The organism is Dendrosporobacter sp. 1207_IL3150 (genome assembly GCF_036763085.1).
Lineage (GTDB): Bacteria > Bacillota > Negativicutes > DSM-1736 > Dendrosporobacteraceae > JBAIYU01.
In genome coordinates, this window is the sequence record NZ_JBAIYU010000010.1 from 365,083 (window position 1) to 378,214 (window position 13,132).

Below are 13,132 nucleotides of genomic sequence, written 5' to 3' on the forward strand. Positions count from 1 at the left end.
ACTATTTCAGTTGTATATTTTCATTATCTCAACAGTTGAAGAATATTTTCTGGCCGTTGCTTAGCGTAAGCCAACATGGCATTAGCCGCCTGAAGAAGAATATTTGTTTTTACATATTCCATCATTTCCTGTGCGACATTAGAATCCCGTATCCGTGATTCAGCGTTTGTAGTGTTTTCCTCCATAACAGTAACATTTCTATAGAGCGTTTCTAGCGCATTTCTTTGGGCACCTACAGTAGCACGCGTGCCACTAACCATACTCATTGCATTGTCAACCGCACTAATAGCCTGTGATGCTCCAGCTCTAGTAGCCATGTTTACACCGTCTAAACCAATAATCTCATTATTCATTAGTATTTGGACGCCTGCGTTAAAGGATACTCCACTATTACTACCTACCTGAAAATTTAGAACTTCGCCGCCTGAGTATTTTATATCATATGGCCCTGGATAAAAGACTGTGTAAGCGGCGCTGCCACCAACTCCATCTATAGCAAATGAGCCGTTAATGCCAGGAGAGTATGTTAGATTTAACATAGGTCTTAACCCCTGCGGAGTATTAACATCCTTTATTGCCGCCTTAACTAAGTGGTTGCCAGTACTTAGTTTATCATTCAACATGGTTATAAACGACTCAGCTGAATATACGCCTTCAGCTAAAGTAACAGATTTTCGATCAATGGTACCTAAGTCATAGTTGTGTAGGTCAAATTCTAACACATCATTTATGCCAGAACTAATTACAATTTCATCCTGCAAGCTCATTCTTCCATCTATATAAGTATCTGTAGAATTTGGCGCGCTATAAGTAGTCGTATATATCGTGGTTGTGACATTGCGGAATAAATCATTAACTGCCGAGCCTGTTACGGAATTTAATTGAATTGCTGTTCCGGGTGTTTTTGATTCCACTCTGAGACGAGTTCCTGATGGTACAGCTTGAATATCTGCACCAATCCCCTCAGTATTCATAAGATCATTTAAATGAGTTATCAATTGGGCTAAAGTATAAGTTCCTGAACTGAGGGTAATATTATGATCCGCCCCGTTGACCCTTATTGTAAGTCCATCGTTAACTCCTGATGCTATTGTTATGTTTGAAATTGAATTTTGGCCGTATATATAGCTGGCATATGGGGCACTTCCATAGGATAAACCGGTTGAAATTAATGTGCCCATTAACGTGTTTAATGCACTGCCGCCGAAATTATGTAATGAATAAGGAAAGAGTGGATGCCCGCCGCCGGCAAGATCATGAGTGAATACCAAACGTTCATATGAATCATAGCTTGCCGTCACGTTTTTTCCCGCTAGCTTGGAATTAATCTCAGTTAAAAGGCTGGCCTTGCTGTACCACCCAGCTGACAACGTAATGGAGTCGCTTACCCCATCTTTGTTAAAAGTTAATACATCATTATAGCCAGTAACAATTTGAGCACCATTTGCTAGATTAGTCTGGCCGGTGACTTTTGCATGAGATCCAGCCTGTGGTGTAGAATTGCCCTCAATCATTACAAAAGTACCGGGAGTTACAGTTGGTGTATAGCCGGATAAGCCGAATAAGGTATAGGCAGCCGCTCCTGATACTGTCCCCACTGTATGTGATCCTGGGGAATTATGTTTGAATTGAAGGTTGTTTGAACCGTTATACTGAGCTGTTACATTAATTGAGTTAGCCGTAAATATATTATTTAGATGTGTAGCGAGCGCAGCTTGATTGTACGTCCCTGCATTCAAAGTAATACTATAATTAGTTCCGTCCACACTAAACCTTAGAGTATCGTTTTTTCCACTTTCAATAACTACGGAAGTTATAGCATTATAACCACTAAATGCAGCGGTACTACCGTTGGAGCCACTAATTACATATTCATTCACAGTTGTTGAAACAACCCTATCTAAAATCGCTGCCTTGGCAGTTCCTCCAAGATTAGATAGAGTATAATCTGCCCCACAAATATCGTGCCTTATAGTAAGTGCATTATAAGCATCGGTGGTGGCAGTAACTGATATATTGTTAGAATCAAAATAACTATTTAATGTATCTAGTAAATCCTGCTTGGTGTATGTCTGCTCGGCTAATGTTATATTGACATCAGTAAAAACACCATTATTACCAACTCTGAATGTAAGAGTTTTATTGCTGGAATTAATAGTGACATCGCTTGAAAGATCTTGTTTGCCAACATAGGCAGCTCCATATATATATCCATGTTTACTGTTATCATAGATAACTGAGGTGTATGCTGAAGGTGAGTTAATCTCAATCATCGAGCCGCCGAAACTGTCAAAACGTTTAGTTGGTGAGTGATATACCAGGCTTTCGCCCACAAAGGCAACAGATACATCTGTACCTGCGTCCGCAAATTGCGTGTTGAGCGCTTGTACTAATTGGTCGGCATTATAATAACCAGCATTTAAAATTATCTGTTTTTGTTGGTCGTCCAATCTAAAAGTCAAAACATCATTTTTGCCAGCTACGACTTGTAATCCATACTCTTTAATCAGAGTATCTCCCGATAACATCCCTGGAATAGCGTTCTTTGCCTTTTTAATATCCTGCACAAAAATATTTTTGGTATTAAAGTGGTCATTTCGGAAAACTCGCGCTATTTCAGCCTTTATTTGGTTAACCTCTTCCTGGATCATCTTGCGATCAATATCAGTTGATGTATCATTTGCCGCTTGAATAGCTAGTTCACGCATACGCTGCAAAGGCGGATCCTGAATACTAGCGAGCGCGCCATCGGCAACATCTAGTAAACTAATTCCGTCCTGAATATTTCTTGCCGCTTGGGAAAAGCCTCTAATTTGCGCTCTCATCCGTTCACTTATGGCTAGACCTGCCGCGTCATCAGCGGCTTCTTTAATCCTTAGGCCAGAAAAAATCTTTTCGCTTTTACTTGAAATTATTTTTTGCTTTTTTGTTAGATTGTTTAATATTCGCTTAGCCTCGACATTTTGGGAAATTATCAAAATTCGCACTCCTTGTGAAACCAGCTTTTAATTATAAAGCTTTTAAACTCGCTCGCACATTATGTAATGTACTTATTGTAGCAGACTATATTTGAAATATTTGTCGAACAAAATAAAAAAATATACAGCAGGGATTCCCCTAATGTATATTTTTTGAACTAATATTTATTTTTTAGCCCGCTCTCAATAGTTGTAATATCCCTTGTGGCTGCTGGTTTGCTTGAGCTAGCATTGACGTTGCCGCTTGAGTAAGAATGTTTTCTTTGCTAAATAACATAATTTCTTTAGCCATATTTACATCACGAATTCGCGACTCACTGGCAGTGATATTTTCTTCAGTATTTAAGGTAACGGACATAGTATGTTCCAGTCTATTTTGCATTGCTCCGATTCGAGAACGTTCACTTGAAACGTAGCCAATTGCCGAATCAAATTGAGTAATTGCATCCGATGCTTGATTCACCAAATCTACATTTGTAAGAGCCATAGCTGCAGTTGTTACATTTGTTAAGGCAATATTCATGTTACCACCGCTATTTGCACCAACTTGAATTTTTAGCGGATCAGCTCCAGAAGTAATTGTTGGCCATAGCTCCGCGAAATTCGTAAGTGGATTATCGGTAAGGGCATGAGTTGTATCATCGACAACAGTGGTCGCACTACCGCCACCAATAGCACCCGTGTCAGCATCTGCCAAGTTCAGGGTTTGTATGAAGGCCGAACCATTGCTTGCGCCTGCACCGTTAAAATCAGCAATAAAAGCAGCAATGTTAGCATACGTACCTTCAGCAGCTAGTGCCTGATCTAGCGTATCTGTAGAATTGGTTTTTAAATATGTCATTAAACCTAATATACCGCCGGTAAGGGTTGCATCAAGATATTTTACAGCGGCATAGCCTGCAGAATAATGCAAACTATCATTAACCCAAGTACCATCAGTACCATCACCAATTGCATTCTCGACAGCCATAGCACCAGCAGCACCGCCACCGTTCAGAGCTATATCACCAGCTAAGCGTTCATCAGCGCCATGAATAAATTCAGCTGTTCCCTCTTTAAACCACTTGGGCAAACTGCCAAAATTCATTGTACGGCCCATTATAGCATGGACCATTTCGTGAGCAATAATTCGATCGTCATACATTGGAGCAGTTCCACCATTTGGCAATGTTGCAGGTAGAAAATCACTCATGTCTATATGCAGCTGTTGATTTATTGCTTTACCATCTACGTCTAAATTATAAGACACAGCAGCCAAATAAGCTTGTGGAGCTTGATCTAGCACAATTTCCAAACTAGCTCCATCTGCACTAAGACCATATTGAGCTTGTATCAATTGCTCACTATTCTGCAACCAGACGGTTTTAAGGGCCGTAAGCACCTGCTGCATATCAGTACTGCTGCCCTGGGATACATTTAGTAAGTTAATTGAATTAAATTGAGTCGTATTTGCAATACGATCCACTTCAGATAGTATTTGTTTAACTTCATCCTGAATACTTTGCCTGTCATTTGTTGTCAAAGTACCATTTGCCGCTTGCACGGAAAGTTCCCTACCTCTTTGCAATATAGCATGTACCTCATTAAGCCCGCCTTCAGCAGTCTGAAGCATAGATATTCCATCCTGAATATTGCGGCTCGCTTGGCCTAATCCTCGAATTTGCCCTCGCATTTTCTCGGAAATGGATAACCCTGCTGCATCATCGCCAGCTTTATTAATACGAAGACCTGACGACAACTTTTCCAGTGATTTACTGGCAGAACTATTATTCATATTATACATTCTGTGTGAATTCAGTGCCGCAATGTTTGTATTAATTCTCATTATTTCACCTCCTCCCGCATATGAGCAAAACTAAAGCAAATCCCAACTTAATGGAGTGCCACGTTCGGCATCTTTACGTATAGTCTTCCCAAGGAAAATATTAAGGTATTTCGGAGAAAGACCTAATCCTGGTCTAATAGCTCTAACATTGTCAGGAGTGATAAGCTCACCAGCCTTCATATCCTTCACAACGTATAGCGACCTCCGAAACATTAACGATTTTTGTTCCTTATCTGTTGGACCATAACTTATTTTTCCGATTGACTGCCAAGCTCGTGCGCTTTCATCAACTAAATTTCTCATTTCTGAAGGTTCTAGTGAAAATGCAGCATCTACTCCTCCGTCATCTCTGCACAAAGTGAAATGTTTTTCAACTACCGTTGCTCCCAGTGCTACACTCGCTAAAGCGGCACCTATACCAAGAGTATGGTCTGATAAGCCAACCTGACAATCAAATAATTCTCTCATGTGCGGGATACTACTAATATTAGAGTTGTCTGGAGTCGCCGGATACGTACTAGTACATTTAAGAATGATAATATCACGGCACCCATTATCACGCACAATACGCAGACTTTCATCAATTTCAGCTGCAGTAGCCATACCTGTAGACATTATAATTGGCTTCCCAGTACGTGCAATTTTTCTTAGAAGAACTAAATCAGTCATTTCAAATGAGGCGATTTTGTAACAAGGTGTATCAAGCGACTCTAAAAAATCCACGGCGGTTTCATCAAAAGGTGTACTAAATCCTATAATACCAAGTTCGCGGCAACGTTTAAAAATTGCCTCATGCCATTCCCATGGTGTATAAGCTTGTTGATACAATTCGTATAATGATTTTCCGTGCCATAGACTCTGCTGATCATTAATCACAAATTCACGATTTTTTAAATCCAATGTCATTGTGTCAGCGGTATAGGTTTGAATTTTCAGGGCATGAACACCAGATGCAGCTGCAGTATTTACAATTTCCAAAGCTCTTTCAATAGACTGATTATGATTTCCCGACATTTCTGCAATAATAAACGGTGGGTAACCTGTACCTATTCTTTTTCCACCGATTACGATATCATGCATTTTGTTCACCGCCTTCAAAACACTGCTGAATAATTAGTTTTCGAGTAGTACGCCAAGTATCTCGAAAGTGAGCAAAGCAGACAATATCTTCAAACTTTGCCTGCCTAAAGAAATGGTCTTTAAAATAACCCTCGACATTAAATCCAAGTTTTAGATGATAATTTATACTGGCTTTATTAAATGCAAAAGCTTCGCTGCATAGCTTATGCATGTCTAAGCTTTTAAAAACAAAGTCCAAAGCCAAAATGCCCATCGCCAGACCACTACCTTTAGGTGCATCTATTTCCCCAATATAAAAACCCCAATAACACTTATTATTCTTATAGTCTATTTTCGTTAAATTAACTGTCCCTAAAGGGCGCCCGTCATACTCAAAAATTAGATGTTTATTCGTTGATGAATTTTGTTCAGATAAAAACCAATTTGTATGTTCTTGCATCGTAATAATATTGTCGTTGTACATATTTGTACGCACTCGTTCTGAATTACGCCAATTTAACAGAATGTTCAAATCTGACTCTAATATTGGCCTTAGAACGCTTAAATTGCTTTGTAGCGCCATTTATCATCCATCCTTTAGCAGCCTAATAATCTCCCTTAAACCAAAACCATTATTTTCTCCCATTAATTCAAGCGACTTCTGGCTTAGTTGTATAAGGGTAGATGGTTTCTGCAAAGCCTTCTCTATTGCAAGGCTAATATCACCAACAGAAACATTATGGCTACTTCCTAGACTCCAGATAGCTCCGACAGCATCAACAGCTTTTGTCACTTCTTCCTGGTTAGGCGCTACTATTATTGTAATAGTAGGCAAACCTAAAAAACATCTTTCCCAAGTAGAAGTTCCTCCTGCACCTATTGCCAAATCAGCTTGCAAAATTAACTCAGCCATATTTGCTACCTGAAAATGAAGCTTAATATTCTTGTGCCCACTACACATATCTTTAACTTTATTTGTATTTTGATTAGCAGCACCAACTACCACATCAACGACAATGTTCGAAAGCCTCATGTTCATTACGGCTAATAAAGCCTTCTCGGTCTCATTAGTCGGATCACTGCCACCAAAAAAGATAAGTATCCTACTTACCTTTCCATCACGAATTCGTAGTCTGGCCCTTTTATCTCTAAATTCCTGACGAAGCAATGCGTATTTAGGTCCGAGTAACATTTTACAGTCAGTTGGTACTAGTCCTTCGTAGCGAGTTTCAAGATTGTGATAAAGATTCTGGTCAAGAAGAATTTTACAGTCATGAATCCTATTGGCAAGATCATCAATTACCATTATGTTTCGAACATAATGCTGTACTTTTCTCTCCCATCTCGCGTCCAATTCATAATGGTCGACAATAAGCCAATCAACAGCTTCCTTAAGTTGAAGTATTTGATTAGTTTGACATGCATCCTGATTTATGAAGGTTTCACTCCATCCGAGTTCACTATCTGTCCCAGCAATTCTGTTAACCTCAAACCCTTGGCTTTCTAAATATCCGCATAAATTACCCCGCATTTCGCTACAAATAAAAGAACTATGAATATTACTATGTCGTAATTCTGTAGCTAAAGTAATGCATCTCATTATATGCCCTATTCCAATAGCTGTAGAAGCATCTGTGCGGAATACAACATTCATATGTTTGTCCCCTTTGCTTTACGCGCAACAACCCACATATGTGAAGAAAGATTATTCGTAGCTAAAAAATCTTGAAATACTCTTCCTAAATCATCCCATCTCTCAACTAGAACCTGATATAGAAAGGGTTGATCCGCGATATCAAATTCACCTTGTAACACCCTGTTTCGCACCAATTCTGCATCAAGACTACCCGGTGTTGCTATTTCTACTATGTCAAAACCACATCTCTCGAGTAGTCTGCTTATTGATTTTGGATGGAAATAATTTAAATGTTCAGGAGCAAAAGTGGACGATAATTCCCGCAAAACATTTGCTTCAAATCCCTTAACATTAGGACATGTCAGTATTAGTAAACCATCATCAGCTAATGCATACTGGCATTTATGCAAAAACTGACTTGGGGAATATAAGTGCTCTATCAGTTCAAATGCTACTAAAACGTTTATTTGGCCTTTCTTTAAAGGGATATCTTCGATCATTTCCTCGATAACTTGAAGCCCTTTATTCCGGCAAGTATGTGCAAATGCAGCGATTGGTTCAATAACTGATACTTCCTTAAAGATCTGCTTATGTAACATTTCTTCTGCAAAACTTCCAAAGCCCGCTCCAACTTCAACTAAAGAGTTCAACCCAACGTTATACTTATGACATAATTCAATCACCTTTGCTACTCTTGGTAGATAAATATTCTGTTTTCTTACTTTTTCAGTCGCCGGGAATACATATTTATTCCAGTAAGCATATCGATCTGAATTAACATAGTATTGCTTCAGCAGATCCGATGTTGGCCGGGGGTCTATATATAAAGTCTCACACTCTACACACTCAAAATAGCAGAATTGTTCCTTTTGGAAAGACATTGTTTTCATGTGGCTATCACAGCAAGGACAGCCTTTAGAAACAAAATGCTGCTGAAAACTTAATAGTCGCTTATTTTCATCCTCAAGCATCTTTACCTGATTTTTTATTAGTTCATGGGGTCTGAGTTCACTCTCTAACAAAAGAATGCTCCCCTTATAAATTATTTTTTTACTTTTCCATAAGAAGAAGGGCTTCCCCAAATATTGTCTTTAACCCATTGTCCGTTTTCTTCTCGCCAAACTCTGCTGTCCCGGAAAGTATCACAGATGCGATCAAATTCATCCTCGCTCATATCAACATATTTAAGCCATCGCTCCAGATCCCGCCGAGGTTTAACATGATCATATTTGCGCACCATTTCTATTCCTTCATCACGAGACATTATCCCTGCTCTTACATCCTTGCATGTGTGATCAGTCGCTCTGCCATATCCCAATTTAATGAATTTAAGGTAATCATGAATACCATTTTCATGCATGTCGTCCAAATTAGAAAAGGTACGATAAGTTCTTTCAAAAGGCTGTTCTGCCTCACGCCAGCCATAAAGTTTTTTAACCAAATCTATGTGTTCATTTGCTTCCCATGGTACGAAGTTACTCAAGTAAATACCTCTCACACCGACCTCATCAATTTCTTCGTCAGTCGGGTATTGCGCCCACAATAAATCTTTCGCAGTTAGACCTTCTTTTAAGTCTGAACGTCCAAGTTTTTCTAACCCTTCATCTGTAAAATCATACCAATCATAACCACGCTGTGCGTGCTCTAATCTGAACTTAGCTGTAAATTCAACAAAATCATTATACGAATACATGCCTCCGAGATCCATAAATCCGTGCTCTCCCCAAAGCATTAGAGGGACTTTATAACGAACTGCTACCTGAATAGGAACAGTAAATATCCCGCAGTGATTTTGCCAGTTCATATCACCCTGTAATTTAAAACCGAGGCGATTCATTTTTATGAGAACATCAGTACTTGGCTTAACTATAATGTGGTCGCAATCAAAAACTTCGCGCATTCGATTAAGATTATATTCTCCCTCAGGCATATAATTATTGCCATGATAGGTTACTAAGAGCGGTTTTAACCCTAATTCTTTAACTGCTACATGTGTTTGAAAATAACTGTCTTTGCCACCACTCACCGGTATAACAATATCATAATTGCTATCAGTTCTGTACTCGTTTACTAATTCTTTTAGCCATTCCCAGCGTTTCTCCCAGTCGACTGAATTTTTCTGTGCAGACACGCGACATCCAGAACAAACTCCATTTTCATCAAAAGTAGCTGGTGTTGCAGTAACCGCTGGATAAAGACACTTTGAACAATATTTTACAGTCATTTATAATTCAACTCCTAGTAATTAGTTAAACTACCCTTACATCAATACCTGCCTTAACCATTGCTCTTTTACCATTACGATCAGATAGTTCTTTGAAATGCCAAATGTTTGCTGCGGCAACAGCAGATGCCCCAGCTTCGATTCCCTGTGCATAGTGCCGATAATCTCCTACTCCACTACAAGCTATAATAGGTATTTTAACAGCAGCTGCTATGCTTCGAATCAGTTCCAAATCATAACCACAGCCTACTCCATCTCGATCAATACTTTGGATGAGAATTTCCCCAGCGCCATATGACTCTGCTTGCTTGGCCCAATGTTCAGATGTAAGACCAGTCGGAGTCTTACCTCCATCAATATAAACTTCATTAGTGCCATCATCTTTTCGTAGGACATCTATACTAACGACAATTGCCTGACTTCCGAAGGTTCTTGCACTTTCAACTATTAATCGAGGATTTCTAACAGCCTCCGAGTTAATAGTTACTTTGTCAGCGCCCCTTAGGAATCTCTGCCTCATATCTTCAAGATTTTTTATTTTTCCGCCCCATGTCAATGGCATAAAGCAATTTTTGCTAACTTCCTCTAGTATATCTAAAGGGTTTTTTAATTCTTTCACTTTTGTATCGGCACGACGTAAATCGTAATTATCATCTTTTGTAATATCTAAATAAATAAGCTCGTCTACATTCCATTGATTAAACCTTTCAACCTCATGTATAGGATTTCCAATTATCTGATGAATGGAAAAGGTTTCACTTCTGACTAGTAATCCGTTTTGAAGTAAAAGAACTGGAATAAGCCTTTTTTTCAACATAAATTATATCTCACCCCGCATTATATAGAACAAAATTTTCTAATACAGCTAAGCCAGCATGCTGACTCTTCTCGGGATGATACTGTGTCCCAAAAATATTATCTTTCTCGATGCTAGCAACAAAGTCCGTATAGTAGTCGCAAACCCCACTAACAACGGATACATCTTGCGGTATGAATGCATAGCTATGAACAAAATAGAAATCTTTAGCTTGTTTAAAGCCTCGGTAAAGTTGTGAACCTTCGCTTGGTGATACGCTGTTCCACCCAATATGAGGAAGGCGAAATTCAATGGCTTCAGATGTAATCTTCTCGACATTTCCACCAATTAAATTTAAGCCTTCAGTATTCCCATGCTCCGTACCTGTTGTTGCTAACAATTGCATTCCCAGACAAATACCAAGAAAAGGTTTACCTTTTATCAGTACTTGCTCATAAATAGCTTCATCCCAGCCGTTTCTTCGCAAATTTGCCATACCTTCACCAAAGGCACCCACCCCAGGTAAAATAATTCTATCCGCAAAATTAAGCTGAGATGGTTGACTGCATATTTGGGCATCCACATTAATTGCCGCGAACGCATTTGCAACCGACCGTAAGTTACCCATACCATAATCTATAATCATTACAACCATACTTCTACCACCATCATTAGAATTTTAAAATATAAATGCTATTTATTAGCCAATAAGCTACTAGTTACCATATTGTTTTTGTTCTATTGCGGCGTTTATATTTTCCCACTCGGGATTTTTGTTTAGCAATTCTATACAATCTTCCAGCGTGAAACATTCCTTGGCAGGATATATAGATTTGATTATTCTGGATACCAATTCAAAATCTTCAGGCGTATCCACCGTCCAACGATGGCGACTCTGATCTTCTTTGTATAAATAGTTAATCGTTTTATATCGCCCAGGCCGATTATAGATAAAGGAGGTAACATGTTCTCGTTCAGGCTTGACATTAGCCTCAATAAAAGCTTCTGCTAAAGCTGTATAAGAAAATACCTCCGTATCCATCCCCCTTGGAAAGCTTCTTGTCAAAACATTTGAAGCATAATGATAATCTGGATAGCTTTTCTTATAAAGTTGAATTACATTATCTACTAGCTGAGGATCCAGCAGCGGGCAGTCCGAAGTTAAGCGTACTACAGCCTCTGCACCATAAGTGGTTGCGGCGTGATAGTATCTTCCTAATACATCTTCTTCTGAACCTCTAAAAATAGAAACCCCCAGTTTATTGCATAGGTTCACAATGGGTTGGTCTGTGCTGTTAGTTGTTGTCGCTATAACTAGTTCCTCTGCTGATTTTACCCTTTTTAGTCTTTCAATTTGGTATTGAAGCAGGGGCTTGTCTAAAACTTCCTTCAATACCTTTCCTGGTAATCTAGTAGATGTCATTCTTGCCTGGACAATAATAACCGTCCTCATCCTAAGACCTCTCTAATTTTAGCTACAATATAGTCTTGTTCCTCGTCTTGCAAATCAAAATATATCGGTAGACTAATTGCTTCCTGATAATACTTTTCAGCCTCTGTAAACATACCCTTCTTAAAGCCAAGCTTACTATAATATGGCTGCATATGAATAGGTATGTAATGTAGATTTACACCAATACCAGCTTCCCTTAAAAATTCAAAAACTCGGCTATGAGACGCGCTTATTTCATCTAGTTTTATTCTAATAACATAAAGATGCCATGCCGAATCTGCATACCCGTCCTGCCACGGAGTAATTACCGGCAAATCCTTAAGCAAGGCATTATAACGATCTGCAATTTCACGGCGTCGAGCAATAAAACTGTCAATACGCGACAACTGGCTATGTCCTAGCGCGGCCTGAATATCAGTTATTCTGTAGTTGTATCCCAACTCAATTTGTTGATAATACCAAAGGCCATGTGACTTTTCGGTCATTAGTTCGGTATTACGGGTAATTCCATGACTTCGTAAAAGTACAAGCTTATCATAAAGATCTTTGTTATTTGTTAATACCATTCCGCCTTCTCCAGTTGTTACAATTTTAACCGGATGAAAGCTAAAAACGGTCATATCAGAATACTGGCAGCATCCAATTTTACTATCAAGATAACTGCCGCCAATAGCATGAGATGCATCCTCAACTATTGTAAACTGATATTTTTTTGCCAAGTTTGCTATTGCTGCCATGTCACAAGATTGCCCTGAAAAGTGTACAGGAACAACCACCTTGGGTAGCGTATGTGTCTTCGCTGCTGATTCAAGTTTACGCGATAACATTTCTACTGACATATTGTAAGTTCTAGCATCTATATCTACAAAGTCTACTTCAGCTCCGCAGTATAAACCACAGTTTGCAGATGCTACAAAAGAATTTGGCGATGTCCATAATCTATCTTGCGGCTCGAGACCTGCCGCTAGACACGCCAGATGCAGGGCAGCAGTAGCACTATTTACAGCTACTGCATATTTTGCTCCAGCGTATTCAGCTACTGCTTTTTCAAAACGTTCAATCATAGGCCCTTGCGTAAGCCAATCTGATTTTAAGATTTTAACAACTGAATCAATATCTTCTTTATTTATGTTCTGACGACCATATGGAATCTGTTTCATA

At 39.1% G+C, this 13,132-nt stretch carries 11 protein-coding genes; all 11 read right to left on the bottom strand.

Features of this window, described 5'->3' with window-relative positions; all coding sequences use genetic code 11:
* Positions 1–23: 23 nt before the first annotated feature.
* The 11 genes from V6C17_RS05185 to pseC all read right to left on the bottom strand — a co-directional run bounded on the left by V6C17_RS05185 (position 24) and on the right by pseC (position 13,131).
* Positions 24–2,978, bottom strand: coding sequence for a flagellin N-terminal helical domain-containing protein (locus V6C17_RS05185; RefSeq protein ID WP_333521482.1), 2,955 nt, complete (start codon positions 2,976–2,978; stop codon positions 24–26).
* A 172-nt stretch (positions 2,979–3,150) separates the two neighbouring features.
* Positions 3,151–4,803, bottom strand: a complete 1,653-nt coding sequence (locus V6C17_RS05190) for a flagellinolysin (RefSeq protein ID WP_333521483.1) — start codon at positions 4,801–4,803, stop codon at positions 3,151–3,153.
* Between the two features lie 30 nt (positions 4,804–4,833).
* The gene (pseI, locus tag V6C17_RS05195; protein WP_333521484.1) at positions 4,834–5,883 is read right to left on the bottom strand and encodes a pseudaminic acid synthase; all 1,050 of its coding nucleotides are present in this window, start codon (positions 5,881–5,883) and stop codon (positions 4,834–4,836) included.
* A complete protein-coding gene (gene pseH, locus V6C17_RS05200) occupies positions 5,876–6,445 on the bottom strand; it encodes a UDP-4-amino-4,6-dideoxy-N-acetyl-beta-L-altrosamine N-acetyltransferase (protein WP_333521485.1) in 570 nt (189 codons plus the stop codon). Before pseH ends, pseI begins: the two co-directional genes overlap by 8 nt.
* Positions 6,446–6,448: 3 nt before the next feature.
* Positions 6,449–7,516, bottom strand: coding sequence for a UDP-2,4-diacetamido-2,4,6-trideoxy-beta-L-altropyranose hydrolase (pseG, locus tag V6C17_RS05205; protein ID WP_333521486.1), 1,068 nt, complete (start codon positions 7,514–7,516; stop codon positions 6,449–6,451).
* Positions 7,513–8,520, bottom strand: a complete 1,008-nt coding sequence (locus V6C17_RS05210) for a class I SAM-dependent methyltransferase (protein WP_333521487.1) — start codon at positions 8,518–8,520, stop codon at positions 7,513–7,515. Before V6C17_RS05210 ends, pseG begins: the two co-directional genes overlap by 4 nt.
* Before the next feature lie 20 nt (positions 8,521–8,540).
* The gene (locus V6C17_RS05215) at positions 8,541–9,722 is read right to left on the bottom strand and encodes an N-acetyl sugar amidotransferase (RefSeq protein WP_333521488.1); all 1,182 of its coding nucleotides are present in this window, start codon (positions 9,720–9,722) and stop codon (positions 8,541–8,543) included.
* Between the two features lie 25 nt (positions 9,723–9,747).
* Positions 9,748–10,539, bottom strand: a complete 792-nt coding sequence (hisF, locus tag V6C17_RS05220; protein ID WP_333521489.1) for an imidazole glycerol phosphate synthase subunit HisF — start codon at positions 10,537–10,539, stop codon at positions 9,748–9,750.
* A 10-nt stretch (positions 10,540–10,549) separates the two neighbouring features.
* Complete coding sequence (hisH, locus tag V6C17_RS05225; RefSeq protein ID WP_333521490.1) at positions 10,550–11,173, bottom strand: imidazole glycerol phosphate synthase subunit HisH; 624 nt, start codon at positions 11,171–11,173, stop codon at positions 10,550–10,552.
* A 60-nt stretch (positions 11,174–11,233) separates the two neighbouring features.
* On the bottom strand, positions 11,234–11,971 hold the full coding sequence (locus V6C17_RS05230) for a glycosyltransferase family protein (protein ID WP_333521491.1): 738 nt from the start codon (positions 11,969–11,971) through the stop codon (positions 11,234–11,236).
* Entirely contained in the window at positions 11,968–13,131 is a 1,164-nt protein-coding gene (gene pseC, locus V6C17_RS05235) for a UDP-4-amino-4,6-dideoxy-N-acetyl-beta-L-altrosamine transaminase (RefSeq protein WP_333521492.1), read from the bottom strand. Before pseC ends, V6C17_RS05230 begins: the two co-directional genes overlap by 4 nt.
* Between the last annotated feature and the right edge of the window lies 1 nt (position 13,132).